This is a genomic window from Prochlorococcus marinus CUG1438 (genome assembly GCA_017644325.1).
Lineage (GTDB): Bacteria > Cyanobacteriota > Cyanobacteriia > PCC-6307 > Cyanobiaceae > Prochlorococcus_A > Prochlorococcus_A marinus_AA.
Genome location: JAEPLS010000001.1, coordinates 441,667 through 467,851, shown reverse-complemented (window position 1 = coordinate 467,851; position 26,185 = coordinate 441,667). Strand labels below are relative to the sequence as shown.

25 protein-coding genes, 1 tRNA gene and 1 pseudogene are annotated in these 26,185 nt (G+C 30.8%); 19 read left to right on the top strand and 8 right to left on the bottom strand.

Features of this window, described 5'->3' with window-relative positions; translation table 11 throughout:
- Positions 1 to 33 precede the first annotated feature (33 nt).
- A complete protein-coding gene (locus JJ847_02615) occupies positions 34 to 609 on the top strand; it encodes a chorismate lyase (protein ID MBO6959778.1) in 576 nt (191 codons plus the stop codon).
- Here JJ847_02615 and JJ847_02610 read toward each other — a convergent pair.
- Positions 589 to 1,152 (bottom strand): RNA helicase, encoded by a 564-nt coding sequence (locus JJ847_02610; GenBank protein MBO6959777.1) that lies wholly within the window; start codon positions 1,150 to 1,152, stop codon positions 589 to 591. The two genes, JJ847_02615 and JJ847_02610, sit on opposite strands and share 21 nt — an antisense overlap.
- Before the next feature lie 84 nt (positions 1,153 to 1,236).
- Positions 1,237 to 1,764 carry a SprT family zinc-dependent metalloprotease gene (locus JJ847_02605; GenBank protein ID MBO6959776.1) on the bottom strand — a complete coding sequence of 176 codons (528 nt, stop codon included), beginning with the start codon at positions 1,762 to 1,764 and terminating at the stop codon, positions 1,237 to 1,239.
- Between the two features lie 85 nt (positions 1,765 to 1,849).
- Between JJ847_02605 and JJ847_02600 the strand changes: the two genes are divergently transcribed.
- The 3 genes from JJ847_02600 (at position 1,850) to JJ847_02590 (ending at position 3,873) form a co-directional block, all read left to right on the top strand.
- The gene (locus JJ847_02600; GenBank protein MBO6959775.1) at positions 1,850 to 2,269 is read left to right on the top strand and encodes a hypothetical protein; all 420 of its coding nucleotides are present in this window, start codon (positions 1,850 to 1,852) and stop codon (positions 2,267 to 2,269) included.
- A 24-nt stretch (positions 2,270 to 2,293) separates the two neighbouring features.
- Complete coding sequence (locus tag JJ847_02595; protein ID MBO6959774.1) at positions 2,294 to 3,607, top strand: ATP-dependent DNA ligase; 1,314 nt, start codon at positions 2,294 to 2,296, stop codon at positions 3,605 to 3,607.
- Positions 3,608 to 3,720: 113 nt separating this feature from the next.
- On the top strand, positions 3,721 to 3,873 hold the full coding sequence (locus JJ847_02590) for a hypothetical protein (GenBank protein MBO6959773.1): 153 nt from the start codon (positions 3,721 to 3,723) through the stop codon (positions 3,871 to 3,873).
- 4 nt (positions 3,874 to 3,877) lie between these two features.
- Here the strand turns inward: JJ847_02590 and JJ847_02585 are convergent, their stop codons facing one another.
- The 4 genes from JJ847_02585 to JJ847_02570 all read right to left on the bottom strand — a co-directional run bounded on the left by JJ847_02585 (position 3,878) and on the right by JJ847_02570 (position 7,760).
- Entirely contained in the window at positions 3,878 to 4,474 is a 597-nt protein-coding gene (locus JJ847_02585) for a TVP38/TMEM64 family protein (protein ID MBO6959772.1), read from the bottom strand.
- 2 nt (positions 4,475 to 4,476) lie between these two features.
- On the bottom strand, positions 4,477 to 7,233 hold the full coding sequence (locus JJ847_02580; protein ID MBO6959771.1) for a valine--tRNA ligase: 2,757 nt from the start codon (positions 7,231 to 7,233) through the stop codon (positions 4,477 to 4,479).
- Positions 7,234 to 7,330: 97 nt separating this feature from the next.
- Positions 7,331 to 7,672: an AIR synthase gene (locus tag JJ847_02575; protein ID MBO6959770.1), complete on the bottom strand. Its 342-nt coding sequence runs from the start codon at positions 7,670 to 7,672 to the stop codon at positions 7,331 to 7,333.
- Positions 7,673 to 7,688: 16 nt separating this feature from the next.
- A tRNA-Val gene (locus JJ847_02570) sits at positions 7,689 to 7,760 on the bottom strand.
- Between the two features lie 98 nt (positions 7,761 to 7,858).
- On the opposite strand from JJ847_02570, the gene mazG reads away from it, so the two are divergent.
- The 10 genes from mazG (at position 7,859) to JJ847_02520 (ending at position 18,664) form a co-directional block, all read left to right on the top strand.
- The gene (mazG, locus tag JJ847_02565; GenBank protein ID MBO6959769.1) at positions 7,859 to 8,713 is read left to right on the top strand and encodes a nucleoside triphosphate pyrophosphohydrolase; all 855 of its coding nucleotides are present in this window, start codon (positions 7,859 to 7,861) and stop codon (positions 8,711 to 8,713) included.
- The gene (gene speE, locus JJ847_02560) at positions 8,710 to 9,561 is read left to right on the top strand and encodes a polyamine aminopropyltransferase (GenBank protein MBO6959768.1); all 852 of its coding nucleotides are present in this window, start codon (positions 8,710 to 8,712) and stop codon (positions 9,559 to 9,561) included. Before mazG ends, speE begins: the two co-directional genes overlap by 4 nt.
- A 1-nt stretch (position 9,562) precedes the next feature.
- Positions 9,563 to 10,444, top strand: a complete 882-nt coding sequence (gene speB, locus JJ847_02555; protein MBO6959767.1) for an agmatinase — start codon at positions 9,563 to 9,565, stop codon at positions 10,442 to 10,444.
- A gap of 50 nt (positions 10,445 to 10,494) precedes the next feature.
- A complete protein-coding gene (gcvT, locus tag JJ847_02550; GenBank protein MBO6959766.1) occupies positions 10,495 to 11,607 on the top strand; it encodes a glycine cleavage system aminomethyltransferase GcvT in 1,113 nt (370 codons plus the stop codon).
- A gap of 55 nt (positions 11,608 to 11,662) precedes the next feature.
- On the top strand, positions 11,663 to 13,459 hold the full coding sequence (aspS, locus tag JJ847_02545; GenBank protein ID MBO6959765.1) for an aspartate--tRNA ligase: 1,797 nt from the start codon (positions 11,663 to 11,665) through the stop codon (positions 13,457 to 13,459).
- Between the two features lie 75 nt (positions 13,460 to 13,534).
- Positions 13,535 to 15,145, top strand: coding sequence for a CTP synthase (locus JJ847_02540; GenBank protein MBO6959764.1), 1,611 nt, complete (start codon positions 13,535 to 13,537; stop codon positions 15,143 to 15,145).
- A gap of 26 nt (positions 15,146 to 15,171) precedes the next feature.
- Positions 15,172 to 15,843, top strand: a complete 672-nt coding sequence (locus JJ847_02535) for a 7-carboxy-7-deazaguanine synthase QueE (protein MBO6959763.1) — start codon at positions 15,172 to 15,174, stop codon at positions 15,841 to 15,843.
- Between the two features lie 6 nt (positions 15,844 to 15,849).
- Complete coding sequence (queC, locus tag JJ847_02530) at positions 15,850 to 16,524, top strand: 7-cyano-7-deazaguanine synthase QueC (protein ID MBO6959762.1); 675 nt, start codon at positions 15,850 to 15,852, stop codon at positions 16,522 to 16,524.
- Positions 16,521 to 17,840 (top strand): anthranilate synthase component I family protein, encoded by a 1,320-nt coding sequence (locus tag JJ847_02525; protein ID MBO6959761.1) that lies wholly within the window; start codon positions 16,521 to 16,523, stop codon positions 17,838 to 17,840. The genes queC and JJ847_02525 overlap by 4 nt, the downstream gene beginning before the upstream one ends.
- Positions 17,837 to 18,664: an aminotransferase class IV gene (locus JJ847_02520; protein ID MBO6959760.1), complete on the top strand. Its 828-nt coding sequence runs from the start codon at positions 17,837 to 17,839 to the stop codon at positions 18,662 to 18,664. Before JJ847_02525 ends, JJ847_02520 begins: the two co-directional genes overlap by 4 nt.
- On the opposite strand, the gene cobA is transcribed toward JJ847_02520, so the two are convergent.
- Entirely contained in the window at positions 18,637 to 19,440 is an 804-nt protein-coding gene (gene cobA / locus JJ847_02515; protein MBO6959759.1) for a uroporphyrinogen-III C-methyltransferase, read from the bottom strand. The genes JJ847_02520 and cobA overlap by 28 nt on opposite strands.
- A 57-nt stretch (positions 19,441 to 19,497) precedes the next feature.
- Here cobA and JJ847_02510 point away from each other — a divergent pair, with 57 nt between their 5' ends.
- The 5 genes and pseudogenes from JJ847_02510 (at position 19,498) to JJ847_02490 (ending at position 25,031) form a co-directional block, all read left to right on the top strand.
- Entirely contained in the window at positions 19,498 to 20,766 is a 1,269-nt protein-coding gene (locus JJ847_02510) for an MFS transporter (protein ID MBO6959758.1), read from the top strand.
- Positions 20,766 to 22,844 carry a polyphosphate kinase 1 gene (gene ppk1, locus JJ847_02505; GenBank protein ID MBO6959757.1) on the top strand — a complete coding sequence of 693 codons (2,079 nt, stop codon included), beginning with the start codon at positions 20,766 to 20,768 and terminating at the stop codon, positions 22,842 to 22,844. Before JJ847_02510 ends, ppk1 begins: the two co-directional genes overlap by 1 nt.
- Before the next feature lie 208 nt (positions 22,845 to 23,052).
- Positions 23,053 to 23,397 (top strand): annotated as a pseudogene (locus JJ847_02500) (hypothetical protein).
- Positions 23,398 to 23,523: 126 nt separating this feature from the next.
- Entirely contained in the window at positions 23,524 to 24,384 is an 861-nt protein-coding gene (locus JJ847_02495) for a sigma-70 family RNA polymerase sigma factor (protein ID MBO6959756.1), read from the top strand.
- Between the two features lie 5 nt (positions 24,385 to 24,389).
- On the top strand, positions 24,390 to 25,031 hold the full coding sequence (locus JJ847_02490; protein MBO6959755.1) for a dolichol kinase: 642 nt from the start codon (positions 24,390 to 24,392) through the stop codon (positions 25,029 to 25,031).
- Here the strand turns inward: JJ847_02490 and JJ847_02485 are convergent.
- Positions 25,024 to 26,091: a 3-deoxy-7-phosphoheptulonate synthase gene (locus tag JJ847_02485; protein ID MBO6959754.1), complete on the bottom strand. Its 1,068-nt coding sequence runs from the start codon at positions 26,089 to 26,091 to the stop codon at positions 25,024 to 25,026. The genes JJ847_02490 and JJ847_02485 overlap by 8 nt on opposite strands.
- Positions 26,092 to 26,185: the final 94 nt, after the last annotated feature.

The following is a 26,185-nucleotide window of genomic DNA, read 5'->3' as shown; positions in this document are numbered from 1 at the left end:
GCACTGAATAATAAACTTTTTAACTCTCCAAAAATTTTATGGGAAGAAAAAGCCTCTATTTTTTTAGTGAAGAATTCACTACCAAAAATATCTGGGCCATGGAAATTAATGCTGCTTGGGGATGGAAGTCCAACTAGACATCTGCAGCTTTTAACTAATCAAGAGACAAAAATTAAATTAATTTCAATGCAATTAGATCCTCTATCCACTCAAGAAGGCCCTACAGAATTGAATCAGTTAAATGGCCCTTTAATTAGAAGACAAGTATGGATCAAAAGCAATAATAAAAACCTAGCATGGGCAGAAAGTTGGTGGAATGCAGATCAAGTGAGTGAAAATTTAAAAGCCAAAGAAGAGCCAATTTGGAAGAATTTGACACAAGACAGATCAGAATTATTTAGAGAAGTTGATCGTATTTCACTTGTCAATGCAAAATGGTTAGAAGATCAATTTTGCTGTAAAGGTCCATTCTGGTCAAGAAATTACAGATTTTTTCGAGACAAAAAACCCTTAACAATTATAAGGGAAGTTTTCAATCCAAATTTAGAAACTTTACTGGGTTATTCAGGAATTAAAGAATTTACCAAACTATACTCTTCTTCTTCTTGATCTGGGAAGATTTCTTGATTTTGATTTAACTTGTTGAATTGATTGATCTCTCGAAGTATTATTCTCATTTTCTGAAGCTCTTTGCCATCTTTCAACTTTGAAATCCATTTCATCTGGCCAATCTTCGTCCTTACTCTCTTTCGCATAAGGTAATTTTTTTTGCTCAGTTGTCTGTAAATTTTTTGGTTGCCTTAAAGATAATGCTTCTAAAGGTCTTTTTGAATTCTGTGTAGTAGATTCATAAGAATTTGATTCTCTGGAAAATGTCTTAATATCGCTTTGATCATCGTAAAAATTCTCATCATTCCAGTCATCATTTTCTTCATCAAAAAATAAATCCACTTTTTCAGATACCCATCTTCCTACTTTTTTAACACTCTTACTAGTTATTCCTTGAAAATCTGAGTTCCTTCTTTTACCTGGCCTAGCACCAGATACTCCATCAACGAATTGTCTTCCAGTTTCAAAAATTTTATCAACTTGTTTATCAACAATATTTCTATCAAAACTATTTCTAAGATTTCTAATTCTCCTTGAATCCATAGATTATTGTTCTTTTTAAAATATAAAATACATTAAAAAAATAAATAATTCCAAAGATAGAAACAAAAACACATCTAATTATTTCTAATCAAACAAAATTAAACACTTTTTATTCCATGATCCATTAAAGAAATTTACACAACATTTTTTACAGGCTATATTCTTTATTCTTTTTCTATAAAAAAATTTCTCACCACAATGTTGACAAGTTCCTATATATTTTAATTCTCTCCTTTCTATAGGAAATGAGTGCCTTACAGCAATTTGAAAATTCTTCTCTTTTGAATTAATTTCATGCATCTTTTCAAGGAAATTTGGGCCATGTATCTCATTTTTCTTTAATATCCTATCTACCCATGCATGAATCATTTCATGACATAAAGTACTGTTTATTTCAATAGTGGATAATTTACTCAAGATAGGTTTCGATAAGATAATTTCAGAATCTATAAAACCATTAATACGTTTTCTTTTATAAAAACCAGCAGTAGTTTTTAATCTATTATCACTCCATCTCACTTTTACTAAAGGCTGATTATTAACCGTTAAAGAATTTCCAAAATATTGGCTATTAAATCTATGAAATAAGGGTAAAAGGGGAATTACTGGCATTATGGATTAAAATTAGTATTATTTTGACAAAAAAAGCCATCAAAAACGATTTCTTTTCTTAAAGTAATAAAAAACCCAAATTAACATGGATGCAACACTAGTTAAAGATATCGGAATCAAAGCATTATTAGTTGGGGGAGCTGTACTAGTTTCTTTTTGGACTTTTAATGCAGTCAAATTAGTTATAAGCGCCAGAGGAATTAATCCATTAGTAAGAAAGTTTTTCGATCAAATAGCAGCAGGCAGAATTGATGCAGCTTATGGTTTGACTACAAAAACTTATAAAACTCATGTAAAACGACAAGACTTTCTTAAATTTTTAGCTGGTTTAAACCTCAATAAATACAGAAATTTAAAATCAGGAAGACCTAGAGTCCAAGAAGATCAAATAATAATAACTTTGAATTTAAAATCAGAAGATAAACAAGATGAGCTTCCATTAGATTTTACTTTTGCAAAGACTGACAATGATTGGAAAATAGACAGAATAGCTAAAGTGAATTAATAATTTCTTGTGAGGCAAAAAGAATTGTTTAAAGAAGAAATAATACATCAATTAGAATTACACCCAAGTAGATTAGATAAAGAAAAAATTATCTCCGAAGCAATGGAAGAAGGTCTAGATGATTTTTTTGAAGGTGTACGAATGGCACTTGATCCATTGGTAACTTTTGGGGTAAAAATTATCCCTCAGAAAGAGACTGAAAAAAGTCACAATTTTTTATGGGAGGATTTTAGAAAATTAGCCAATAAGCTTATTCAAAGAGAACTTACTGGTCACGCTGCTCGCGATGCAATTCTTACGGCTATGGAATCAGCAACAAAAGAAGAGTGGAATGGATTTTATAGACGCGTTTTAATTAAAGATCTTAGATGTGGTGTATCTGAAAAAACAATCAACAAGATAGCAAAGAAATTTCCCAAATATACTATTCCTATTTTTTCTTGTCCTTTAGCTCATGACAGTGCAAATCATGAAAAAAAAATGATAGGAAAAAAGCAAATTGAAATCAAATTAGATGGTGTACGTGTCTTAACTATTGTCAGACAAAATAAAGTTGAAATGTTTTCTCGTAATGGGAAACAATTCCATAATTTTGGTCATATTATTTCAGAAATAGAAAACGCCTTAAAAGAAGACCCAGAACCTTATGACTTAGTACTCGATGGTGAAGTAATGAGCGCTAACTTTCAAGATTTAATGAAACAGGTACATAGAAAAGATGGCAAGCAAACCAAAGACGCAGTTCTCCACCTATTTGACTTATGTCCCCTTGAAGACTTTCAAAAAGGGAGATGGAACACTACTCAAACAAAAAGAAGTTTATTAGTAAAAGAATGGGTAGCAAAACATTCTAGGCTTCTAAAACATATACAAACACTTGAATGGGAAAATGTAGATCTCGACACTATTGAAGGACAAAAAAGATTTGTAGAGCTGAATAAATCTGCTGTGGAAGGTGGATATGAAGGAGTAATGATTAAAGATCCTGATGCTATGTATGAATGTAAAAGAACACACAGTTGGTTAAAAGCAAAACCTTTCATTGAAGTTACTTTAAAAGTTGTATCGGTTGAGGAAGGTACAGGTCGCAACAAAGGGAGACTTGGGGCAATACTGGTAGAAGGAGAAGATGATGGGTATGAATACAGTCTTAGTTGCGGAAGTGGATTTAGTGATATCCAACGTGAAGAATATTGGTCGAAACGTAATCATCTCGTTGGTCAACTTGTAGAAATCAGAGCTGATGCAAAAACCAAGTCAAAGGATGCAGTGACTTTTAGTCTTAGGTTTCCTAGATTTAAATGCTTTAGAGGATTCAAAGATGGAGAAAAAGTTTAAATTTTAAAAAATAATATTTAACAAAGAAGTCAAAGAAAAATGTGGTTTTTAAATAAAAAAAAAATCTTGGCTGTAAAATATAAGAATAATTATTAGGACTTTTTGAGGGACTTATGGCGAAGAAAAAAGTTTTCAACTTCATAAAAACACCTTGTGGACAGGCAAAATATATCGAATTAGAAGCCAACAAAACTTTACTAGGTAAATTAAGACTTTTAGGGTTTATCTTAATTGCATCAATTAGAGATTGGAATATTAAAGAGTAAATACTTAAGATTTTTCAAAATATTCTCTGGAGTATTTAGCTGAGAAATATACAACTAAAAAAGTTGAAATAATTCCAATGCCTGTAATATATAAATTATTTGGTGATTGCATATTTTTCAACTCCTGAATACTTTTTGCCAAACTACCTATTGAGCAATAAAGAAAAGTTCCTGGAATTATTCCAAGAAGACCAAGAGCGAAATCTCTAAATTTAACATTATTCAAACCATAAAAATAATTAAGAATACTGAAAGGAAATATCGGCGATAACCTCGCTAAAAAAATTAATTTTAGTCCACCTTTTGCTACTACTTTTTCCATGACACTTAATTTTGGATAACGGCTAAAAAGATTTTTTACCTTTTTTGCAAAAAAACTTTTTGATACAAAAAAAGCAACTGATGCTCCTATGGAAGCGGAAATGAAAACGATAATTGATCCTAAATATGAACCATATAAAAAACCTGATAATAAAGATAACCAGGAGGCTGGAAGAATTAATAAAACAATTAAAATATAAATACAAACAAACGAAAAGATCCCAAAACCAGTATTAAAAAAAAAAGACAAATTATAAATATTTTCAAGAAATATATTCATTCTCAATTCAGAAGTTCGAGTTTTTTAGTAATTCTTTCCTTTTGTACCGAAACCTCATTTAATTTAAATCTGCATTCGTCAACAATATCTTTTGGAGCCTTATCAACGAAATTTTTATTAGATAATCTCTTATTTAAATTTTCTAATTCAATAGTCACCTTTTTAAAATCCTTGGTTAACCTTTCCTTTAATGCATCTATATTTACAAAATCCTGAAAAGGTAGGTAAACCTCTAAATCACTAATTATCCCGGAAAAAGATTTAGCAAACTCTTTTTTATCAACAGCATTAGTTTTAAAAATAAATACTTCAGAAGATTTAGTTAAGGTTTGAATATCATCAACTAAAGTTTTTAAAAAATCAATCAATTCATCATTGTCTGAAATTAAATATACAGGACCTTTTTCTGATGGCTTAAGACCTAATTCAGCTCTCAAATTTCTAGTCAACCTAATAATTTCAAAGAGTTGCTGAAAGGAATTATCAAGCTTATGATCAACAAATTTATTTTCGTGAGTTGGCCATTTTTGAAGAGATAATAATGCATTATCTGGTTTTAGTTGCAACACATGCCAAAGTTCCTCAGTAATGTGCGGCATAAAAGGATGAATCATTACCAAAATATCATTGAGCACTTTTATTAAAACTTTTTCAGATATTTGTCTATTTTTAGTCTCTTTATTATTAAACCTTTGTTTAGCAAATTCTACATACCAGTCACAAAAATCATTCCACGTGAATTCATATAAAAGTTTCGCAGATTCTCCCAATTTATATTCTTTCAATAAAGCAACGACTTTTATATTTACCTGATTCAATTTCGATAAAATCCACTTATCACATAACTCTAAAGAAGCTTCATCACTCTCATTAAGCGAATAATTATTATTAGAAGTTTTATTAATTAACACAAATTTAGTTGCATTCCATAATTTATTCGCAAAATTTCTTGAAGCTTCAACAGTTGAAGACGTATCTTTTTTCCTATCAAAATCAAGCCGGATATCTTGTCCTGCGCCTGCGACTTCTCGAATTAAAGCAAATCGTAGAGCATCAGAACCATATTTATCAATTAATAGTATTGGATCAATACCATTACCTGAACTTTTACTCATTTTTTTATTGTTTTCATCTCGAACCAGACCATGAATATAAACATCCTTAAAAGGAATATTATTTGTAAAAGTATTCCCCATCATTGTCATTCTTGCCACCCAGAAGAAAATAATATCGAAACCAGTAACAAGAACACTATTTGGATACCATTTTTTAAAATCCGGATCACTTATATTTGGCCAACCAAGGGTTGAGAAAGGCCATAAACCACTTGAAAACCATGTATCCAAAACATCTTTATCACGAACCAATTTAATATTTAATCCAAATTTTTTATTAGCTTCGATTAAGGCATCCTCTTCATTTCTTGCAACAATATATGGAGTATCTTGTTCTATTGAGTCTTGAGATTCATCTAAAACATACCAGGCTGGTATTTGGTGACCCCACCACAATTGCCGACTGATACACCAATCATTAATATTTTCTAACCAATCCTTATAAACTTTCTCCCAGCGTGATGGAATAAACGATGGTTTTTTAGAATCAATTTCATTAAGACATCCTTGTGATATATCATCCATTTTCAAAAACCATTGTGTTGACAATAAAGGTTCAATTGGCACCTTACCTCTATCAGAAAAAGGAACAGTATGTTTATAATCCTCTATCTTTGTCAAAAGGCCTAAGTTGTCCAATTCTTTGATAATTTTCTTTCTAGCCTCATATCTATCTAAATTTTGAAAAATACCGGCATTAATATTTAAAGTTCCATCTTTGTTCATTACATTAATCTGTTTTAAATTATGCCTTTTTCCTATTGCAAAATCATTTGGATCATGAGCTGGAGTAACCTTCACACAACCCGTACCAAAATCTTTATCAACATGTGAATCAGCGATAATAGGTATTTCTCTATTAACGAAAGGAACTTTTACTTTGACACCAATAAATTCTTTATATCTATCATCATCAGGATTAACTGCCACAGCAGTATCACCCAAAAGAGTTTCTGGTCTTGTTGTTGCAACTTCTAAGTACTTATCTAACTGTTCACCACTTTCAGAAAGTAAAGGGTATTTAAAATGCCATAAATGACCATTTACTTCTTGCATTTCAACTTCAAGATCACTTACCGCAGATTGAGATTCAGGGCACCAATTAACCAAATATTCGCCTCTGTAAATTAAATTCTTTTTATAGAGAATATTAAAGGCCTCAACAACTGCCTCATTTAATTTCTGATCTAAAGTAAATCTTTCTCTGCTCCAATCTACTGAATATCCAATCCTTTTTAATTGAGTTACAATTTTGCCACCACTTTGTTCTTTCCAGTTCCATGCTCTTTTAAGAAATTCATCTCTTCCAATATCCTCACTCGTTTTGCCTTCACTTTTTAATTGTTTCTCGAGAATAGTTTGAACAGCTATTGAAGCATGATCAGTACCCGGCAAACACAAAACATTCTTACCTAAAAGTCTTTGGAAACGTACTACAACATCTATTAAAGACGTATTAAAGGCATGCCCCATATGCAAAGATCCGGTTACATTTGGTGGCGGAATAACAATACAAAAGGGATCACCATCATCCTCAGGGTTAGGACTAAACGCTTTTAAACTTTCCCATTTTTCTTGCCACTTTTTCTCTACTTCAAAAGGTGAATAATTCTCTAAAGATAATTGATCATTCATCTCTGTCATGTCCAAATTTTATTTCAGTAAACTTTTTGTTTATTTTATCTTGATAGCAGCCAATTGATGAAAATAATATTAGTTTGCAAAAAAAGGGACATCAAATTTACAAAAGTTTAAAGCCAGAACCACAGGAACAACGTTTTGCATTTTTTGGTGTTGAGATAAGAAATCCACCACCACTCAAATCACCGTAATAATCTAATTTTAAATCTTTTAGTAAATTAAACTTTTTTACATCAGCATATAAAGTTACCCCTTCTGTTCTTGAAATAGGAGAACCATTAGATGAACCCGGCCTGAATCTAATATGCATCCAGCCTTCAGAACAATTTTTATCCTCTACCAAATCAATCGACATTTCTCCTGGAGAACCTCCAAAAGAAGCTTGCCTAGATAGTTCTGAAGCAGCGCTTTGACTGATTGAAAGATTAACAATCTCAGTCATTAGAAAAAAAAACAAATGGGCGATCCAGGGTTCGAACCAGGGACATCCTGCTTGTAAGGCAGGCGCTCTACCGCTGAGCTAATCGCCCTTATAATAATTCATTCTAATAGATGAAGTTGAAAAATTTATACTAAGTATTTAAATATTTCATGATTGAGGCAAAATTTAATTAATTAAATATATCCTATGTGCTCAAACAATAGATATAAATTGGAAAATAATTCCGATTTAGAAACTATACATAGTTTTAAAATTTTGATATCTAATATCAAAGCTTTAAAAGATAAAACTTGGGGTTGCCCATGGCAGAAAATACAGTCTCATATGTCGTTGATCCCATTTTTGTATGAAGAAAGCAATGAATTTGTAGATGCGATATATGAAAAAAATACAAATCACATATGTGAAGAGTTAGGAGATCTTTTATTACAAGTAATGCTTCATGCTGAAATCGGTTACGAAGAAAAAAAATTTGAACTAAAGGATGTTATAAAAAATCTAAACAAGAAAATTATTAATAGACATCCATATATTTTTAACAAAAAGGAAAAAGTATCATTAAAAAAATCACAAGAGATTTGGGTAAATATAAAAAATTTAGAAAAAGAAGCACCTCATATGAAATCTTCAATTAGTAGAAATTTAAATTTGAAAATTAAAAATTTACCGCCAACAGTTGGAACAGATAAAATCACAAATGTTGTTAAAGAACATGGTTTCAAGTGGGAAAGTACTGATGAGATTTTTAAAAAGTTAGAAGAAGAAATAAATGAATTAAAAGAGGCAATTAAAAGCAAGAATGATTTAGAAATAAAAAATGAATTTGGGGATATTTACTTTACCCTTCTGAATCTCTCAAACTTTTTAAAAATAAATCCTGAATCAGCTCTTCAAAAAACTAATATAAAATTTTTAGAAAGATTTTCAATTGTTGAAGAGCATGCAGGAGATAATATTAAAAAACAAACTCCTAAAGACTTTCAACGGCTTTGGCAAATAGCTAAACAAAAACTGGCGGGAAAAATTCCTAAAAGCAAATGACAAATATTACAACATGGATAGATGAATATCATAAAGGCTCAAGATTCGGCCTAAATGGGAAAATTCTAATCAAAAAAACCTCAAAATATCAAGAAATTATTGTCATTGAAAATGAATATTATGGTAAAGCTTTAATGTTAGATGGTTGCTGGATGACATCATTAAAAGACGAGAAATATTATCATGAGTGTCTTGTACATCCTGCATTAAGTAGTATTTACGGAAAATCTAATGTACTAATTATTGGCGGTGGTGACGGCGGAACTCTCAGAGAATGCGTTAAATATTCTCAAATATCAAAAATTGATCTAGTAGAAATTGATGAGGAGGTAATCAAAATATCTAAAAAATTTCTAAAAGAAATTGGAGGCGAAGCATGGAATGACAAAAGATTAGAAATACATATTGATGATGGTGTTAAATGGGTAAAAAAAACAAGAGATAATTTCTACGACGTTATATTTGTAGATTGTTCAGATCCCTCAGAAGTTTCAAATTTATTATTTTCAGATTCTTTTTATAAAGAATGTAAAAGAATACTTACACCAAGGGGGATATTAGCAACGCAAAGCGAATCTCCTGAATCCTTCAAAAATATTCACATAAATATTTTGAAAACCCTAAAAAATATATTTAAAGTTTCTGAAACTATGTATTCCTTTGTGCCCATATATCCAAGCGGGATTTGGAGTTGGACATTTGCTTCTTCAGAATATCTAAATTTATCAAAGCAAAATTGTGATGAAGTACTAAAAATAGAAAAAGGATGTGAAATTTGGAATTTAAATTTTCAAAATGCAGCATTCAAAATGATGCCCAATAAATTTGTAAAAGAACTAGATTCATAAGATGACAAAAAATTTATTTAATAACGAAAATGCAATTTATATGGGAGCAAAGAGAAGTCCTGAGAACTGCTCAATTGGTATATTTGGAGTTAATTATGACGGGACATGTTCGTTTAAACCAGGAGCAAGATTTGGTCCAGACGCAATAAGACAAGTCAGTTCTTGTTTAGAAACATATTGTCCAAATATAAAAAAAGACTTAGAAGATATTATGTATGTTGATTTTGGATCAATAATAATTGATAAAAATGATTCAAAGTCCGTTATAGAGTCTGTTAAATCAGCAACAAATTTTTTAATTAGTAAACGCCTTAGTCCTATTATGCTTGGAGGCGAACACTCTATTACAAGAGGTGCTATTGAAGCATTAGTAAAAAAATATCCAGATTTGATATTGGTTCAACTTGATGCTCATGCAGATTTAAGAGAATCATATATAGGTAATGAACATAGTCATGCTTGTACTATGAAAAGATGCTTAGAAGTGCTACCTGAAAAGAGAATTTTGCAAGTAGGAATTAGGAGTGGAACTAAAGACGAGTTTGAAATTATGCATAACAACAACCAATTAGTTAACTTTTCTCCAGGCGGAAATGCACATGATTTAAAACAAGCTCTTCTACCTTACGCTAAGTCTCCAATCTATTTAACAATAGATTTAGATTGGTTTGATCCCAGCTTATTAGCAGGGACGGGCACTCCAGAACCGGGAGGATTTTTTTGGAATGATTTTGAAGAAATACTGAAAACTTTTAAAGACCTTAGAATTGTGGCTTCAGATATTGTGGAATTATCTCCAGAAATTGATAAAAGCGGAGTAAGTAGTATAGTTGCGGCCAAAGTACTTAGAAGCTTAATTTTGTCATTAGAAAATATGCAATAAAAAATTTCTAAACTAAAGTGTAAAAATACTAAATACAAACTAAATATTTCATGGATTTCCTAAAAAGTCCTCTTTATTCAAAATATGTTGAATCTAATGCAAAATTAGTGGATTTTGCTGGTTGGGAAATGCCCATATCATTTTCAGGATTAATTAAAGAGCATGAATCAGTTAGATCTTCAGCAGGATTATTTGATATTTCTCACATGGGTGTGATTTCTATCAAGGGAATCAATCCAAAGGATTATAGTCAAAAACTTTTTCCTACTAATTTATACTCCTTTTCTGAAGGTCAGGGGCTTTATACAGTAATGCTCAATGATAAAGGAGGAATAATAGATGACTTAATAATTTATGATCTTGGTATACAAGAAAATGACATATCAGAATTATTGTTAATAGTAAATGCAAGTAGATATGAAAAAGATTTTCAGTGGATAAAAAATAATTTAAATATGTCTGAAATATCGATAACAAACTTTAAAAAAGACAAAGTACTTTTAGCACTACAAGGAAAAAACTCATTCGATTTATTTGAAGAATGGATTGAATCTTCGATCTCACATATCCCTAACTTTGGTTGCGAATATAAAATTTTTGAACATATTTCGCCTAAAGAAAAAATTTTTTTTTCAAAGACAGGATATACGGGGGAAAATGGTCTGGAAATACTTTTATCTAAAAAAGCAGCAATTAATTTATGGGATTTCTCAATTTCCAAAAATGTCGCACCTTGTGGTTTAGGAGCTAGAGATACTCTTAGACTTGAAGCAGGCATGCATCTTTATGGTCAAGACATAAATGAAGAAACTTCTCCATATGAAGCAGGGTTAGGCTGGCTAGTACATCTAGAAAATAATCACGAATTCTTTGGAAGAAGATTTCTTGAAGAGCAGTCAAAATTAGGTGTTCAAAAAAAGTTAGTTGGTCTCTCTATAGAAGGTAAAGCAATAGGAAGAAAAGGTTGCGCTGTTCTTAAAGGTGAAGAAAATATTGGCACTATCACAAGCGGCAGTTGGTCTCCAACTAAACAACAAGCTATAGCTTTTGCATACATCAATACTTCGCATGCCTTCATAAATAATGAAGTTCAAATATTAATTAGAGGAAAAAAATTCAAAGGGGTAATAACAAAAAGAACGTTCTATATAAAAAATTATTAACTAAATTTACCCTTAAAGAATTATTATAAGTTATTGGTAAATAAATCATACTTAGATGAGAAACAAAATTTGCAAAGAACTGAATAATACAGATATCGGTAAATTAGTGAATTTATGCGGATGGGTAGATAGAAGAAGAGATCATGGTGGTGTAATTTTTATTGATTTAAGAGACCATAGTGGATTCCTTCAAATAACAATTAACCCCGATGATGGTGCAGATCTATTTAAACAGGCAGAAACTCTAAGAAATGAAACAGTAATAATGGTTAGCGGAATTATTAATGAAAGGCCCAAAGATTCCATAAATACAAATTTAAGTACTGGAGAGTTAGAGCTTAAGGTTAAAGATTTGCAAATTCTCAACCAAATTAAAAACAACTTACCTTTTCCAGTTTCTATACATGATTATGAAAATACAAAAGAGGAACTCAGATTAAAATATAGATACCTTGATTTAAGAAGGGGAAAATTACTAGAAAATTTAAAAACAAGACATAAGATTATTAAAGTTGCTAGAGAATTTCTTGATAATTTTGGATTTACAGAAGTAGAGACACCATTGCTTACAAAGTCAACTCCTGAAGGCGCCCGCGATTTTCTTGTTCCTTCACGTCTTTCAAATGGAGAATTTTTTGCTTTACCTCAATCCCCACAACTATTTAAACAACTTTTAATGGTCGGGGGCCTAGATAAGTATTATCAAATCGCAAAATGTTTCCGTGATGAAGACTTAAGGGCAGATAGACAGCCAGAGTTTACTCAATTAGATATTGAGATGAGCTTTATTAGTGAAGAAGAAATAATTTCTTTTAATGAAAGTCTCATAAAAAAAATATGGAAAGAAGTGTTAAATATTAATTTTAATAATGCGTTTCCAAGAATGACATGGCAGGAAGCAATGGATAATTACGGCACTGATAGACCAGATACTAGATATCAAATGTTGTTAAAAGATTTAGGAGGAGTATTAGGTGATATTGGGTTTAATATTTTCACCAAGGCAATTAAGTCTGGAGGTTATATAAAATCCATAACAGTCAAAGGAGGTAATTCAAGTATTAGCAACGTAAGAATTAAACCAGGAGGTGATATCTTCCAAGTAGCTCAAGATGCAGGAGCTGGTGGTTTGGCCTTTATAAGGGTCAAAGGAGATGAGCTTGAAACTATTGGGGCAATTAAAAATAATTTAAGTGAAGAGCATATAGCTGATATTTTAAAAATCACAGAAGCAAAAGATGGAGACTTAATCCTCTTAGGAGCTGGAAATAAACAAATTGTCAATCAGTCATTAGATAGGGTTAGACAATATATTGCAAAAGACTTAAATCTTATTGATAAAAGTAAATGGAATTTCTTATGGGTAACTGACTTCCCGATGTTTGAGAGAAATGAAGATGAAAATAGATATGAAGCTTTACATCATCCTTTTTGTTCTCCAAAAAATATAAAATCAAAAGATTCTGAAAACTTAAAAAGAGAAATTGAGAGCTCTACAGCAAATGCTTATGACTTAGTTCTCAATGGATTGGAGTTAGGAGGGGGCTCTTTACGTATTCATGAAGCGAACTTACAAAGAGAGGTTCTGAAAACGGTAGGACTTACTGATAAAGAGATTGATGAAAAATTTGGATTTTTAATAGAAGCCTTAGAAATGGGTGCTCCTCCTCATGGTGGAATAGCGTTTGGGTTGGATCGTATTACCATGCTTATAATTGGTGCAGATACAATCAGAGAAACCATTGCTTTTCCAAAAAATCAACAATCAAAATGTCTTCTCACAAATGCACCTTCAAATGTCTCTGAATCACAATTAAAAGAATTAGATATTGAAATAACAATTGATGAATAAGAATATATATGGATGTTCTAAAAGTTTTTTGTTTAAATAAAGTATGAGGAGGCTGTGCTTAATTAAAAATAATTAATGTCAAAATTTGTATTTGTCACCGGAGGAGTAGTTTCTAGCATTGGTAAAGGAATTGTAGCTGCAAGTTTAGGTAGATTATTAAAGTCTAGAGGATATAGTGTTTCAATATTAAAACTAGATCCATATCTAAATGTTGACCCAGGAACAATGAGCCCTTTCCAACATGGAGAAGTATTTGTAACCGAAGATGGGGCTGAAACCGATTTAGATTTAGGTCACTATGAAAGATTTACTGATACTGCAATGACTAGGTTAAACAGTGTGACAACGGGGTCTATCTATCAAGCTGTTATAAACAAAGAAAGAAGAGGTAGTTATAACGGAGGAACTGTGCAAGTAATACCTCACATAACAGGAGAAATAAGAGAAAGAATTCATAGAGTAGCTTCCAACAGCAATGCAGATATTATTATTACGGAAATTGGTGGAACAGTTGGTGATATAGAATCTTTACCTTTTCTAGAAGCAATAAGAGAATTCAAAAATGATGTCAACAGGAATGATGTTGCATACATACACGTAACATTACTTCCCTACATCAAAACCTCTGGCGAAATAAAAACTAAGCCAACACAACATTCAGTTAAAGAATTGAGATCAATTGGAATTCAGCCAGATTTACTTGTATGCCGAAGTGATAAAGCGATTAATGAAGGTCTTAAAAAGAAACTTAGTGGATTTTGCGGTGTCAGTATTAACTCTGTAATTGAAGCTTTAGACGCAGACAGTATTTATTCTGTACCTCTTTCTTTAAAAAAAGAAGGTTTATGCAAAGAAACCCTGAAATATTTAGAACTTGAAGATAAAAAATGTGATTTGAGAAATTGGGAACAACTAATACATAATCTAAGAAATCCTGGAGCTCCAATAAAAGTTGCTCTCGTAGGTAAATACATTGAACTTGGAGATGCATATTTATCCGTTGTTGAAGCTTTAAAACATGCATGCATTGAACAAAAGGCTTCATTAGATTTACATTGGGTAAGTGCTGAAATGATAGAAAAAAATTCAGCAGAAACTTACTTAAATGAAGTTGATGCGATTGTCGTACCTGGGGGCTTTGGCAACAGAGGAGTCAATGGAAAAATTTCGGCTATCAAATTCGCAAGAGAAAATAAAATCCCCTTTTTAGGTCTATGCCTTGGTATGCAATGTGCAGTTATAGAATGGGCTAGAAACGTAGCTAATCTTCCAGATGCATCTAGTTCAGAACTAGACCCAAAGACTCCCAATCCAGTTATACATTTATTACCAGAACAGGAAGATGTAGTTGATTTAGGTGGGACAATGAGACTTGGAGTTTATCCATGTAGATTGACAAAAAATACAACTGGGAAAAACTTATATGACGAAGATGTTATTTATGAGAGACATCGACATAGATATGAATTTAATAATTACTACAAACAAAGTTTTTTAAATTCTGGATACAAAATTAGTGGCACATCACCAGATGGCAGATTAGTAGAGTTAATTGAATTAGAAAATCATCCTTACTTCTTAGCATGCCAATATCATCCTGAGTTTTTATCAAGACCTGGAAAACCACATCCTTTATTTAAAGGCTTAATAAAGGCCTCTCAAGAAAAGTTAACTCAATCAAATTAATATTCCTTATTTTTTTGAATGAAAAAATGACAAATTTTTTACCCATAGTCGAACAATTTCATTCATTACAAGGTGAAGGCTATCACGCTGGAAAAAGTGCTTTTTTTGTAAGATTAGCAGGTTGTAAAGTTGGATGTTCGTGGTGCGATACCAAGAATTCATGGGACGAGAAAAAATACCCCTCTATATCAATTGAGAAAATAATTGATCGTATAAAAATTGCTAGAGGGAAAGGGGCATCTTTTTGCGTTATTACAGGTGGAGAACCTTTACAACATAACTTGGATAATTTTTGCAATGCAATAAAAAAAATGACTGTGGGAGAAGAACAAAACTCAATGAAAATACATATTGAGACAAGTGGAGTTAATCCGATATCAGGTAGTTATGACTGGATTACTTTATCTCCTAAAAGACACTTACCTCCAAAGAATTATTTTTTAAAAAGCTGTAATGAAATCAAAATAATCATAAATGAAGTAAAAGATATTGAATTTGCTATTCAAATAAAAAAAGAAACTTTAAAACAATATCAACTTTCAAAAAGCAAAGATGGCTTTAAAAAAGAAGATAAAATTTTTTATTTACAGCCAGCATGGAACAATGCAAATGGTTTTTCTCTTGCTATTGATTTCGTAAAAAATAACCCCGATTGGAAATTGAGCCTTCAAACTCACAAATACTTAAAAATTAAATAAAATCATATGACTCTTAAAAATAAATCAATAGTAGTTTTATTATCTGGGGGTTTAGATTCTTCTACAGTTACTGGTATCGCAAAAAAATCCGAAGCTAAAATTTTTGGCCTTTCATTTGACTACGGTCAACGCCATAAAAAAGAATTAAATTCTGCATCAATCATTGCAAAACACTTTGATATCCAAGAATTTAAAGTTATTAAACTTGACTTATCTTTATGGGGAGGCTCTTCATTAACTGATACCCAGAAAAATATTCCAATAGAAGGAGTACAAACTAATAAAATTCCTAATACTTATGTTCCTGGGAGAAATACTATATTTATTTCCGTTGCACTAAGTTATGCCGAAGCTATAGATGCTGATTTTATAGGATTAGGAGTTAATGCACTAGATTATTCTGGTTATCCAGATTGCAGACCTGACTATATTAAAAAATTTCAAGAATTAGCAGATTTAGCCAATAAAAGAGGAAGAGAAAATAACCCAATAAAACTTTGGACTCCACTATTAGATCTAAATAAAGAGGAAATTATTCAATTAGCTTTTGATAATCATGTCCCTTTAGATAAAACATGGAGTTGTTATTCAGGAAATTCAAAACCATGTGGTAAGTGTGATAGTTGCAGAATTAGAAATACCGCTTATGAAAAATGGCTAAATAACAATAACAAAAAATGAAAATAAAAAAAATAATTCTAGAAACATGGATAGATCCAGCGCTTATTACGTATCATCTAACAAAGAAATTTGGAGATAAAGGATTAGCTTGGCTAGACAGTGATGGTAAAGAAAATGGGGAATGGTCAATAATAGGAATTAAACCTAAAGAAATCATTCAATCAAGAGATATCAATAACTTAGACAAAACTAATAATCCCTTTAACAGTTTAAAAAATATTGAAAAAGGATTTTGGATCGGATGGTTAAGTTATGAAGCTGGAGTATACATAGAACCAAAAAACCCATGGCGACAATCTGATATGGCAACTTTATGGATTGCATCATATGATCCAATCATTAAATGTAATCTAATAAAAAAAGAAATAATAATCGAAGGCACAAACTCATCTGAATTGATGAATTACAAAAAAATAATCAACAATATAAACACTATTGGGAAAGAAAATATTATTAAAACAAATTTGAATTTTAACTTTTCAAAAATTAATTTAGACGAAATGGCTGAAAAATTTCAAAAAAATATTATAAAATTAAAAAAATTAATTTCCATAGGAGATTTATTTCAAGCAAACCTAACAACTAAATGCGAAATTGAATCTTCCAAAAACTATAATCCTCTAGATATTTATTTAAAAATAAGAAGTAAATTAAGAGCTCCCTTTGGAGGAATAATAATAAATAATAAGGATGACTATAAAGAGGCGGTATTATCTACCTCGCCAGAAAGATTTATAAAAATAGATAAAAAAAATTATGTAGAATCAAGACCTATCAAAGGAACTAGATCTAGAGATAATGATTTAAATCAAGATGCACTTAATGCTATCGATTTAATAACTAACGAAAAAGATAGAGCAGAAAATATTATGATTGTTGACCTAATAAGAAATGATTTAAGTAAAGTTTGCGAGACAGGAAGTATTTTGGTGCCAGAAGTATTAAAGCTTGAAAGTTTCTTAAAAGTTCATCATCTAACTTCAGTAATTAGAGGCAAATTAAAAAAAGACAAGAACTGGATCGATTTACTAAAAGCTTGTTGGCCTGGGGGCTCTATAACTGGAGCACCTAAATTAAGATCATGCCAGAGACTCTTTGAATTAGAAGAATGTGAACGCGGGCCATACTGTGGCTCATTTTTGAAGCTTGACTGGAATGGAGAGTTTGACAGCAATATACTAATAAGATCATTTTTAATTAAAGACAAAAAAATCAATATATATGCTGGTTGCGGAATAGTTATTGACTCAAACCCTGAAGAGGAAACTAATGAACTAAAGTGGAAACTTTTACCATTAATTGATTCACTAAAATGATTGAAACATTAGGCTGGTACAGGGATCAATGGCTAGATATTGATAGAATATTTATTGCTGCTAATAATAGAGGATTAAAATTTGCTGATGGTATATTTGAAACTATTTTGATAAAGGAAAACAAACCTGTTCTTTTTGATGAACACTTTAAAAGGTTAGAAAAAAGTAGCAAAATTTTAAATATTAATCTCAAAATAAATAAATTAACTTTGAGACAAATTATTCATGATGGAATTAAAAAGTTATCGCTTAAGACTGATCAATTTGCTTCAGTAAGAATAAACTATAGTCGAGGAACTAATGAAGGTCGAACACTAACAATTGATAGCACTTTAGAGACAAAAGATTTAGATAATTTATGGCTTGAGTTCTATAAAATCAAACCGAATTTTAATCCGATAAGCGTTTTTATTAGTCAAACAGAAAAAATAAATGAATTTAGTCTAATAAGTAAATGCAAAACATTTTCATATAATCAGGCAATACAAGTTTTGACAGAAGCTAATAAAAAATCATTTAATGACTCTATCCTATTGAATACGTCAGGTGAACTTTGTTGTGGCAGTACATTTAATCTGGTAATTAAAAGAAATAATCAATGGATAACTCCTAGAAAAGAGAGCGGCTGTTTAGAGGGGATTATGGTTTCTAAAGCTTTAAAATTGAAAATTGTAAAAGAAGAATTAATTCCTCCAGAATTTCAAAATGATGACATAATAGTTGCAATTAATAGCTTATCTTGCAGACAAATTAATCAAGTCAATGATTTAAAGCTTAAACCTAAATTCAATCCAATTTACTTTTGGGATTTATTATATAATTGAACTTTATTAATATCTGGTAAATAGACATCAGACACTTTAGTTATATTGTTATTAACCTTAAATTCAACAATTTTTCCAATAATGATAATAGATGGAGCTAAAAATTCTTTATCTTTAATTTTATTTGGAAGATTATCTAATTTCTCTATAAAACATTTTTGATTTTTCAAAGTAGCTTCCTGGATTACAGCGCATTTTGTATCCTTACATAAGCCTCCTAAAATTAATTCCTCTACAATAAATTGAATATTTTTTATACCCATAAAAATTACTAAACTATCTGAAGATTTAGCTAAATTTCTCCAATTTACGCTCTTTTTTTCTTTAGCTATATTTTCATGCCCAGTCACAAAAGTTACAGAACTCGCAGCATCTCTATGAGTAAGTGGAATACCAAAGTAAGTAGGAGCAGCTATACCAGAAGTTATACCAGGAACTATTTCAACTGATACGCCATTTTTTTCTAAAAAAGATACTTCTTCACCACCCCTTGAAAAAACAAACGGATCTCCCCCTTTGAGCCTCACAACATTTTTACCTTCTTTTGCCAATTTCAAAATAAGGGCATTAGTTTCAGCCTGAGGTACAGAACACTTCCCAGCTCTTTTACCTACATGGAAAATCTCTGTATTTTTTCCTGCCTCTTTTGTTATTTCATCAGGGATTAAAGCATCATGTACTAATGCATCACAATTTTTTATTAGGCGTAAAGCTTTTAGAGTTAAAAGTTCAGGATCACCAGGACCTGCTCCAACTAAATAAACAATACCAGGCACATTAATCTCCATTAACAAGTATGGTAGTAGAAGTTAATAGGATTGAAGGCAAATATTGTGAAAGAAGATTTATTGGAACCAAATAAAAAGTTTACACTCCTTAGTGCTTTTATCACTCTTCTAAATGATCGATTAAGTGAAAGTATCCTTCTACCTATTTTACCTTCTTTTGTTTTACTTTTTGACTCTAAAGCAAGTACATATGGATTATTATCTTGTACTTACCAATTATCTCAATTTGTAGCTTCTCCTTTTATAGGAATTATGAGTGATAGATTCGGCAGAAGACCTGTTACTCTTTTTTGTATTACTGGCTCAATAATAGGAATTTCAATATTATCCTTTACTGTTCTTTTTAATTGGTCAAATTCTATAGCTGCTATCCCTTTATTTTTATTATTTTTAGCAAGACTGATTGACGGTTTAAGTGGTGGCACAGCAGCCACAGCTACAACAATTCTTGCAGACATTTCAAGTCCTGAAAAAAGAGCAAAAACATTTGGACTAATTGGCGTAGCTTTTGGTTTAAGTTTTTTCTTAGGAAATATTTTCGTTGTAATATTTGCAAAAAATACAAACAATAATTTTATTATTCCAGTTTTGATAGCTTCAATCATTCCAATAATAAACTTTCTTTTAGTATTCTTCTACCTACCAGAAACAAAACCGAAAAATGCCTCAAATAAATTAAAAACAATTTTTAAAAACCCTTTCAAACAACTATTTACTGTATTCAAAGAAGTAAAAATTAGAAAATTATCCTTAGCATTTTTTATTTACTTTATTGCTTTTACTGGATTGACTAATATCCTAATATTTTTCCTTCAAGAGTCATTAGGCTGGTCAACCAAAGCATCAAGTGGAACTCTTGTAGTTGTTGGAATTATTGCAATTATTGTTCAAGGACTACTTATTGGACCTTTGGTAAAGCAATTAGGAGAAATGAAATTAACACTTATAGGATCAGGCTTCATTCTTTTAGCGTGTTCGCTTTTAATAACTGCTCCCAAAGAAAAGGCAATAGTTAATATTTATACAGCTGTTTCATTTTTAGCCATTGGGGCCGGTTTAATTACACCAACCTTAAGAGCACTTATATCAAAGAAATTAGACGTGGATAAACAAGGATCAATATTAAGTAATCTCCAGGGTCTGCAAAGTCTTGGAGGAGTTTTAGGTATAGCAATGGCTGGACGAGTTTATGATGGCTTTGGACCTAAATCACCATTTATTGCTGGTTCCATTATCTTAATTTTCATGATATACCTTATTGCAGAGGGTAAAAATAATAATTTTATTTATAATCAAAAATCGAAAGTTTCTTAATGGAAAACAAGGCTGATATTTATATTAATAGAGAGTTAAGTTGGATTGAATTCAATAAAAGAGTACTCCTAACTGGTATGGAAAAAGAGTACAAAACATTAGACAAGGTAAAATTTTGCTCAATTTTTAGCAACAATCTTGACGAATTTTTCATGGTAAGAGTAGCTTCTCTAAAGGCTCAAGTCGAAGCAGGTATTATCAAAAAAAGTATTGATGGACTTACCCCAAAAGAGCAATTAAAAAAAATCAATAAAGAAGTAAAAAATTTAACTACTCTTCAAGAGAACTATATAAATAATGAATTACATAATGAACTCAAAAAACAAGGTGTAGTGATAAAAAAATATAGTGATCTAAGCGAAAATCAAAAAAATTGGTGTAATAACTACTTTACTTCATCTATATTTCCTTTATTAACACCATTAGTCGTTGATCCTGCACATCCATTTCCATTTATAAGTAATTTAAGCCTAAACTTAGCAGCTTTAATAAAGGATGGGGAGAATTCTAAAAATCAATTTGTCAGAATAAAAATACCAACAAAAAATATCAATAGATTTATACAAATTCCGAATGAAATAATTGAAAGTGATGATATAAATTCCCACGTTTTCATAAGTGTTGAAGATTTAATTGGAAATAATATAAATGCTCTATTTAACGGAATGGAGTGTATAAATTATTCTTTTTTTAGAGTGACAAGAGATGCAGATTTAGAATTAAAAGAACTTGAAGCTGATGATCTCCTCTTAGCCGTTGAACAAAGTTTGCAAAAAAGAAGATTAGGTGGAGACGTAGTTAGATTAGAAGTCGATTCCGATATGCCAGAAAACATTTTAAAATTACTCATTAAAAGTATCTCAATACAAAAAGAGTATATATATTTTTGCAAAAGTTTATTGGGTCTTGATGATTTAAATCAACTAACAAAAATTAATAGAGATGATTTAAAAGAGAATCTACTAATTGGAAAAACTCACCCGCAATTAAAAAATTTAGATTTACCCTCTAACAATACTATTAATAATATTTTCAAGATACTTAGAAAAGAGGACATCCTACTTCATCATCCATATGACTTGTTTAAAACTTCAGTTGAAGAATTTATAAATAGTGCAGCTGATGATCCACTTGTTATGGCTATTAAAATTACTTTATATCGAGTATCAAAAGATTCACCTATTATTACGGCTCTAATGAGAGCCGCAGAAAATGGAAAAGAAGTAATGACTCTTGTTGAACTCAAAGCAAGATTTGATGAAGATAATAATATTCAATGGGCAAAACAACTTGAACAAGCTGGAATTCATGTTGTCTATGGAATTATAGGATTTAAAACACATACAAAAATAGCTTTAATCGTTAGAAAAGAAAAAGGAAGCCTAAGAAATTATTTTCATATTGGAACAGGTAATTACAATTCAAATACTTCAAGGTTTTATACAGATTTAGGATTACTTTCAACGGATCCTGATATTTCGTCAGATCTACTTGAATTATTTAATTACTTATCAGGTTTTTCTAAACAAAAATCTTACCAAAAATTATTAGTATCTCCCTCATGCCTAAGAGAAAGATTTATATTTCTAATAAGGAGAGAAATTAAATATGCTCAAGAGGGTAAAAAAGCTAAGATAATCGCAAAAATGAATTCTTTAGTAGATCCAGAAATAATTCAATTACTTTATTTAGCGTCCCAAGAAGGAGTAAAAATCGATCTCATCATAAGAGGTATTTGTTGTTTATATCCGCAAAGAAAAAATTTAAGTGAAAATATTAAAGTTATAAGCATTATTGGACATTTTCTTGAACACTCAAGAATTTTTTGGTTTTGCAATAATGAAAATCATGAAGTATTTATTGGAAGTGCAGATTGGATGAAAAGAAATCTTGATAGAAGGATAGAGGCTGTTACCCCAATAGAAAATTCGCAATTGAAATCACAAATATACTCACTATTGCAAACATACATTAAGGATGATCATTTTTCTTGGATAATGGATGAGTATGGCTCATACAAAAAATATGTAATTAATTCAACTATTAGTCGATCACAAATTGACCTCATAAATCAGTAATAAAATATTGATTTTTATAACATTTAAAAAAAATACTTAATATTTTAGAAAATTTTATATTTTTACAAATCCTTGTCGTGTCAATTAATCTCAAGAAATTTTGAAAAAAAAATCTTTTTTTGTCTTTAAAGTTTCAACGTAAAAGTAGTTTTTATTTCAATTTCAGTGCTAGTTTTTTAAAAAATCCATTATTAAGGAGGCCAGGGTGATGGGGATCCCTCTGGAATCTGCAAAGAGCTCTTCAGTTAATGTTGATGAGCCTAGATTACCAAACACCGCGGGTAATTCTCGCAAAGCAAAACCAGATTTAACAAAATCGTCCAAGAGTTCTTCGAAGAAGAACCCAGGGGTGCTTAAGTTACCTAATACTGGGAATGAATCGAGAAATGTAAAATCCCGAACAAATTCAAAGCAAAACCAAAAAAGATCAACACGATTCGTAACTGATTCTATTGGTCATTACTTATCTAGTATTGGAAGAGTTCCATTGTTAACTGGAGAAGATGAAATTGATTTAGCAAAAAAGGTTCAAACCTTAAAAAACCTTATTAAATCAGTAACTGAAAACAATGAACTCTCTGAAGCATTAGCTATTAAAAGTGATTTTAATTTTAAAGAAAATGTAATTACTCAAAATACAGAACAAAATACTAATCCCGAAAAATCCTTTAAAGATGATTTGGAAGAAAGTATTTATGCCGGCAAAGAAAACTTTAGTAAAATCGATAGTCAATCAAAAAATAATTTTGCAAAATTAATTTTATGCATCGAAAGATATTTTAAAAATTGCAATAAACAGGATGAATGGAAACAATTGAAAAGAGGTTTAAGAGCCAGAGACAAAATGATGGAGGCTAATCTAAGACTAGTTGTATCAGTAGCAAAGAAATATCAAAATCAAGGCTTAGAATTATTAGATTTAATACAAGAAGGAACAATTGGTCTTGAGAGGGCAGTTGACAAGTTTGACCCTAAAATGGGCTATAAATTTTCCACCTACGCCTATTGGTGGATTAGACAAGGAATGACTCGAGCGATAGATAATAGTGCGAGAACGATAAGACTGCCCATCCACATAAGTGAAAAACTATCAAAGATGAGAAGAGTTTCAAGAGATTTGTCTCATAAACTAGGTAGACAGCCAAGCAGACTAGAAATGGCAAATGCAATGGGCATTGAACAAAAAGATTTAGAAGACTTGATTTCACAAAGTGCTCCATGTGCATCTCTTGATGCACATGCAAGAGGAGAAGAAGATAGAAGCACTCTTGGGGAACTTATTCCTGACCCTAATAGTGAAGATCCTATGGAAGGAATGGACCGATCTATCCTCACAGAACATTTAAGCAGTTGGCTTGCTCAACTTAATGAAAGAGAGCAAGAAATTATGAAAAAAAGATTTGGCCTAGATGGAACTGAAGAATCAACGCTTGCAGCAATAGGTAAAGATATTGGTGTTTCTAGAGAAAGAGTGAGGCAATTAGAAGCAAAAGCACTGAAAAGACTCAGGATGATGTCAAATTATGATAAAGCAGCTTAATTAAATTGATAAAATTTGTAGTAGTTTTATTATATTTATTTTCAATTTTTTTTGTATCAATAATATTTAAAAAATTTAATGAAAATAGTAAAGAAATTATCAGAAAAATAATACATATTGGGATGGGGCCTTTAATACCAATTGCTCAATTTCTTCAAATTGATCAAAATTCTGCTCTAATTTTCACAGGAATTGTTTCTTTAATGGTTGTAATCAATTACAGCTATAAATTATTTCCAACAATCGAAGATGTTAAAAGAAAAAGTTATGGAACAATCTTATATTGTCTTAGTTTATTTATTCTAATTTGGCTTTTCTGGGATAAAGATCCATATGCTTTATTTGCTGGATTTTTGATAATGACTTTTGGCGATGGATTAGCTGGCTTAATAGGCAAAAGTTTTAATTCAAAAAATTGGATTATTTTTAAACAAAAAAAATCGTTGTTAGGCACTTTGACAATGTTTTTAGCAAGCCTAATAGTAGTTTGCTCACTAGGATACGCCCAACAAAAAAATGTAAATGTAAATTATTTTGCAATAGCTTTTTTGGCCACTGTTCTTGAACAATTTAGTATTTTAGGAGTAGACAACTTCATTGTTCCTATCTCATCAGCATTATTTTTTAATTTTTTTATTACTAATTAACTGAGTTGTACAAAATAGCTAGCAGTTCTTTTGTTGTTTCTATATCTATGCATGCATCTGTAATACTTCTGCCAAACTCAAGGTCCTCTTTTTTTGAAAGTTTTTGATTACCTTCCTTCAAATGACTTTCAAGCATGACTCCTAAAATATTTTTTTCTCCGTTACTAATTTGTGAAGCTATATTTTTTAGTACTTCGGACTGTTTTCTGTAGTCTTTATTGGAATTGCCATGACTACAATCAATCATCACTTTATGAGGAAGATTACATTGCTTTAATTCAGCTGAAATTCTTTGTACATGTTGATTTTCGAAATTTGGACCTTTTGAGCCTCCTCTTAAAACTATATGTCCATCTGGATTACCTGTAGTATTAACGATAGAAGCCATTCCATTTTCATTTACACCTAAAAAATGATGGGATTTTGAAGCTGACTGCATTGCATTAATTGCAGTAGTAAAAGAACCATCTGTTCCATTTTTGAAACCTATAGGCATTGATAATCCTGATGCCATTTCCCTATGAGTTTGACTTTCAGTAGTCCTCGCACCTATAGCTGTCCAACTTATTAAATCGGCAATATATTGAGGAACAATTGGATCTAGTAATTCTGTGGCAGAGGGTATTCCACGAGTTGCTAAGTAAGAAAGCAAACTTCTTGCCCTTCTTAAACCAGTATTAATGTCATAAGAATCGTCTAAATGAGGATCATTTATCAATCCCTTCCAGCCAATAGTTGTTCTTGGTTTTTCAAAATATACTCTCATGATTATTTCTAATTTATCTTTATAAATTTCTCGAAAGTTTTGAATATAATTTGAATATTCCTTTGCCGCCTCAATATCATGAATTGAACATGGACCAACAATGACTAAAAGCTTCTGACCATTATGATGCAAAATATTTTGTATCGATCTTCTTGTTTTAGATACTGTATTAGCAGAGGCATGATCTAAAGGTATATCATTATGTAATCTGCTTGGAGGTACTAATGGACGAGTTTCAACAACATGTAAATCTGATGTCTTTTCTAAAGCTGGATTATTTGGTGATGTCGTCATTGATAAGTTAAGAAGTTTGAATATTTAAAAAAGCATTTATGAATACTCTCCTTTTCAATATTAAAAATAACAATAGATTAGGCATTAAACCTTA

What these genes read in the sequence shown, in the direction of transcription:
- JJ847_02610 (MBO6959777.1), bottom strand. Translation starts at nt 1,152, where the DNA reads ATGGATTCAAGGAGAATTAGAAATCTTAGAAATAGTTTTGATAGAAAT.
- JJ847_02605 (MBO6959776.1), bottom strand. Translation starts at nt 1,764, where the DNA reads ATGCCAGTAATTCCCCTTTTACCCTTATTTCATAGATTTAATAGCCAA.
- JJ847_02600 (MBO6959775.1), top strand. Translation starts at nt 1,850, where the DNA reads ATGGATGCAACACTAGTTAAAGATATCGGAATCAAAGCATTATTAGTT.
- JJ847_02590 (MBO6959773.1), top strand. Translation starts at nt 3,721, where the DNA reads ATGGCGAAGAAAAAAGTTTTCAACTTCATAAAAACACCTTGTGGACAG.
- JJ847_02585 (MBO6959772.1), bottom strand. Translation starts at nt 4,474, where the DNA reads ATGAATATATTTCTTGAAAATATTTATAATTTGTCTTTTTTTTTTAAT.
- JJ847_02580 (MBO6959771.1), bottom strand. Translation starts at nt 7,233, where the DNA reads ATGACAGAGATGAATGATCAATTATCTTTAGAGAATTATTCACCTTTT.
- JJ847_02575 (MBO6959770.1), bottom strand. Translation starts at nt 7,672, where the DNA reads ATGACTGAGATTGTTAATCTTTCAATCAGTCAAAGCGCTGCTTCAGAA.
- mazG (MBO6959769.1), top strand. Translation starts at nt 7,859, where the DNA reads ATGTGCTCAAACAATAGATATAAATTGGAAAATAATTCCGATTTAGAA.
- speE (MBO6959768.1), top strand. Translation starts at nt 8,710, where the DNA reads ATGACAAATATTACAACATGGATAGATGAATATCATAAAGGCTCAAGA.
- speB (MBO6959767.1), top strand. Translation starts at nt 9,563, where the DNA reads ATGACAAAAAATTTATTTAATAACGAAAATGCAATTTATATGGGAGCA.
- gcvT (MBO6959766.1), top strand. Translation starts at nt 10,495, where the DNA reads ATGGATTTCCTAAAAAGTCCTCTTTATTCAAAATATGTTGAATCTAAT.
- aspS (MBO6959765.1), top strand. Translation starts at nt 11,663, where the DNA reads ATGAGAAACAAAATTTGCAAAGAACTGAATAATACAGATATCGGTAAA.
- JJ847_02540 (MBO6959764.1), top strand. Translation starts at nt 13,535, where the DNA reads ATGTCAAAATTTGTATTTGTCACCGGAGGAGTAGTTTCTAGCATTGGT.
- JJ847_02535 (MBO6959763.1), top strand. Translation starts at nt 15,172, where the DNA reads ATGACAAATTTTTTACCCATAGTCGAACAATTTCATTCATTACAAGGT.
- queC (MBO6959762.1), top strand. Translation starts at nt 15,850, where the DNA reads ATGACTCTTAAAAATAAATCAATAGTAGTTTTATTATCTGGGGGTTTA.
- JJ847_02525 (MBO6959761.1), top strand. Translation starts at nt 16,521, where the DNA reads ATGAAAATAAAAAAAATAATTCTAGAAACATGGATAGATCCAGCGCTT.
- JJ847_02520 (MBO6959760.1), top strand. Translation starts at nt 17,837, where the DNA reads ATGATTGAAACATTAGGCTGGTACAGGGATCAATGGCTAGATATTGAT.
- ppk1 (MBO6959757.1), top strand. Translation starts at nt 20,766, where the DNA reads ATGGAAAACAAGGCTGATATTTATATTAATAGAGAGTTAAGTTGGATT.
- JJ847_02485 (MBO6959754.1), bottom strand. Translation starts at nt 26,091, where the DNA reads ATGACGACATCACCAAATAATCCAGCTTTAGAAAAGACATCAGATTTA.